The sequence below is a fragment of the Hymenobacter crusticola genome, from assembly GCF_002154225.1.
Lineage (GTDB): Bacteria > Bacteroidota > Bacteroidia > Cytophagales > Hymenobacteraceae > Hymenobacter > Hymenobacter crusticola.
Window position 1 is genome coordinate 1 of sequence record NZ_MTSE01000091.1, and the last position, 2,136, is coordinate 2,136.

Genomic DNA, 2,136 nt, shown 5'->3' on the forward strand with positions numbered 1-2,136 from the left:
CTGCAACCGCCGTCAATAATGGCAGCACGGCGGGTTGCGGGCCGCTCACACTGCAGGTGCAGAAACTAGGCGTCTACGGTCAGGTGACAGAAGGTGGGATGTTAACGCTAACGGCACCGGCCGGCGCCGTGTTTACCGCGGTTGACTTTGCCAGCTATGGTACACCCACTGGCTCGGAGGGGAATTACGTAACCAGTGGCTGTCACGCGCCCAACAGTGCCTCCATTGTGGAATCGTACTTGCTAGGTAAAAATTCGGCGAGCATTCCAGCGACCAATGGTGTCTTTGGCGATCCCTGCGTAGGAACTGTCAAAAAGCTGGCTGTCCGGGCAACGTACACGCTCACCGCCCCCGCCTCTCAGGTAACCTATTCGTGCTCGGAGGTAGGCACCAATTTAGTGCGGTTGATCGTCACGGATGCGAACGGCAATACCAGTATAAAAACCGCGACGGTAACGGTGCAAGATAATTTGGCTCCAATAGCCATCGCGCAGAATGTGAGTGTAATGCTTAATCAGAGCGGCAACGCCACCCTCACGCCAGCAATGATCAATGCTAGCAGCACGGATAACTGTAGCATTGCGGCCTTGAGTATCGCTCCGAACACGTTCAGCTGCACGGACGTGAACCCCAATGCTGCGACGAATCCATCGCTCGCCTTCAACGGTAGTACCCAGTACGTAGAAGGGACGCACGCCCTGCTCCCTTCCGGTAATGCCGCGCGTACCCTAGAAGCCTGGGTGTATCCCACTGCTGCCAACTCGAACGGAGTTATCTTCAACTATGGCACACCAACGACGAACCTGCGTTCAGGCTTAATAATGAGCAATGGTAACCTGTATTATGTAGGGGAATACAACGACCTGCGCGGGAACATCCCCTTAAGCCCCAATGCGTGGCACCATGTCGCAGCCACATATGATGGCACCACGCTCCGCCTGTACGTCGATGGCGTACTAGATGTAGCGACCAATCCAGCCCCCTTTAATACCACCGGTACAACGTGGCGTATTGCCCAGCGCGCTGCTCCACAATCGGGTGAGTTTCTGACGGGCCGCCTGGACGAAGTTCGCGTTTGGAGTCGGGCCCTATTAGCAGCTGAAATAACGCAGAGTGCTAGCCGTGTGAATCCCGCTTCTTTGGCCGGTTTGGTAGCCCGCTGGGACATGCGCGAAGCCGCTGGCACGAGCCTAAGCGACATGACTGGCAACAGTACGCCAGGCACCCTCTACAATGCACCTGTATGGACGACCCCCGGTGTGGCGTACCAAGGGGTGATGACGACGCTGACGGTCACTGATGCTAGCGGCAACAGCAGCCGGGCACAAGCCACGGTCATGGTGAGTGTACCTACCACTGCCACCACGACGTGGAACGGCAGCAGCAGCAATGCGTGGTCGGACTGCAGTAATTGGAGCTACGGCAAAGTACCCGACGCCACCACCCACGTGATTATCCCAGCTAGCTTGAGCCGCTATCCGACCTTAGCGAGTGGTACGCTCACGGCAGCTAATCTAACTATTGCCAGTGGTGCCAATTTTACACTTGACCCGAACGCCAGCTTAGAAGTATATGGTGACTGGACAAACAACGGCGCGGCCTCACTGGCCGGCACGGTGAGCTTCCGCGGCGCCACGACACAAAACTTAGGTGGTACCAGCTTGAGTAGCTTCGCCAAGTTGACGGTGAACAAAACCGGCACGCTCACGCTGCAACGCGCCGCGACCGTGACGGGCACGCTCACCATGACGAGCGGCATGCTGGCAACGGATGTCTACGAACTAACCACGACCGGGGCTTCCCTCGTGGAGTCCAGTAGCAGTTACGTGCTCGGTACGACCCTCAGCACCGCTACGCTAAATACGGCGGGCACCCGTTACAGCTTCGGCAACCTCGGGCTGGCCCTGACGCCCACCGGCACGACGCTACCTGGTGCCACCACCGTGCGGCGCGTGACGGGCACTGCGCTCACCGGCCAGGGCACCAGCGTCAGCATCAAGCGCTACTACGACATTCAAGCCGCGATCGACGCGGGCCTGAACGTGACGCTAGAGTTCGGCTACTTCGACACGGAACTCAACGGCGTAAGCGAAGGACAACTCACCCTGTTCCGCTCCAGCACCGGCACTACGGGCC

Annotated in this window: 1 protein-coding gene; it reads left to right on the forward strand. The window is 58.5% G+C overall.

Annotated elements, in window-relative coordinates:
* A partial coding sequence (locus BXP70_RS28940) for a LamG-like jellyroll fold domain-containing protein (protein WP_143436786.1) occupies positions 1 to 2,136 on the forward strand: 2,136 nt, incomplete at both ends.